The sequence below is a fragment of the Azospirillum agricola genome, assembly GCF_017876095.1.
GTDB lineage: Bacteria > Pseudomonadota > Alphaproteobacteria > Azospirillales > Azospirillaceae > Azospirillum > Azospirillum agricola.
The window spans coordinates 1-1,415 of the sequence record NZ_JAGINM010000076.1 but is presented as its reverse complement, the minus strand read 5'-3'; the positions used below and the strand labels follow the sequence as shown (position 1 = coordinate 1,415).

At 65.4% G+C, this 1,415-nt stretch carries 1 protein-coding gene; it reads right to left on the bottom strand.

Annotation, left to right across the window (positions count from 1 at the left end; genetic code table 11):
- Nucleotides 1-53: 53 nt before the first annotated feature.
- Nucleotides 54-1,259 carry an IS256 family transposase gene (locus J2847_RS33865; RefSeq protein ID WP_209783111.1) on the bottom strand — a complete coding sequence of 402 codons (1,206 nt, stop codon included), beginning with the start codon at nt 1,257-1,259 and terminating at the stop codon, nt 54-56.
- Nucleotides 1,260-1,415: the final 156 nt, after the last annotated feature.

Below are 1,415 nucleotides of genomic sequence, written 5' to 3'. Positions count from 1 at the left end.
GATAGCGTCCGTCAAGATGGTGGAAAATCGTGCGATGCTGAGGTGGCCATTGTTCAGGCGGCTTTGGGTGGAAACGTGATGGCTGATGAGGCTTCGGCCGGCATCAACTCGGCCATGGCCTCGACCTGCATGTAACGGTTCTGGGTCAGCCATTCGTCGTTCTGTTCCAAGAGAACAGCCCCGATCAGTCGGATGATCGCAGCCTCGCCGGGGAAGATGCCGACGACATCGGCGCGGCGTTTGACCTCCTTGTTCAGGCGCTCCAAGGGGTTGGTGCTGTGGAGCTTGGTGCGGTGCTGGGTCGGGAAGCCCATGTAGGCCAGGACGTCGTGCTCGCTGGCATCCATGAAGGCGGCGAGCTTGGGCCAGCGGTCGCGCATCTGGTCGGCGACATGGCGGAAGGCTTGGTGGGCGGCTTGGGCATCGGGCTGCAGGAAGGCTTGGCGCAGAGCCGCGGCGGCGATGGAGTTTTGAGCCCTGGGCACGTAGGCGAGGGCGTTCCTCATCCAATGGACCCGGCAGCGTTGCCAGGTTGCCCCCATGACACGGGCGATGGCGGCCTTGAGGCCTTCGTGGGCGTCGGAGATCACCAGCTTGACGCCCTTCAGGCCGCGCCCTTTGAGCGTTTTCAGGAAATCGCTCCAAAACACCTCGGCTTCGGAGGGGCCGATGTGCAGGCCGACGATCTCGCGCTTGCCTTCGGTGTTGGCGGCCACGGCGATTATGGCGGCGACCGAGACGATGCGCCCACCCTCGCGCTGCTTGAGGTAGGTGGCGTCCAGCCACAGGTAGGGCCACTCGCCCTCCAGCGGGCGGTCGAGGAAGGCGCCGACCCGCTCGTCGATGTCGCGGCACAGCTTGGACACCGTCGATTTCGAGATGCCCGACAGGCCCATCGCCTGGACCAACTCGTCGACGCGCCGGGTCGAGACGCCGCCGATCCAGGCTTCCTGGATCACCGCCACCAGCGCCTTCTCGCTGGTCTTGCGGGCCTCCAGGAAGGGCGGGAAGTAGCTGCCCTGGCGCAGCTTGGGGATGCGCAGGTTCAGCGTGCCGAGCCGGGTGTCCAGTGCCCGGTCCCGGTAGCCGTTGCGGTGGGTCAGCCGCTCGGCGGAGCGTTCGTGGCGCCCGGCGCCGATCTGGCCTTCCACGTCGGCTTCCATCAGCATCTGCAACACCGTCTCCGCGACACTGCGCAGGAAGTCGCCGTCGCCGGCCTTCTGGAGCAGGTCGGCCAGTGCCATACTGTCATCGGTCATTGGGTTCGTCCTTCGGTTCGAGTTGAAGCGTTGCAACTCCACTCTAGCCGACCAATCCAATGACCACCTCTTGCGCAAGGGACGCCGCCCTGGGGGTGGGGCATGCCCCACCCCCAGGGCGATCAGCGAATTTCCACCACATTCGTGGACGCTATC

Coding starts and splice junctions, on each gene's coding strand:
- J2847_RS33865 (WP_209783111.1), bottom strand. CDS start 1,259: ATGACCGATGACAGTATGGCACTGGCCGACCTGCTCCAGAAGGCCGGC.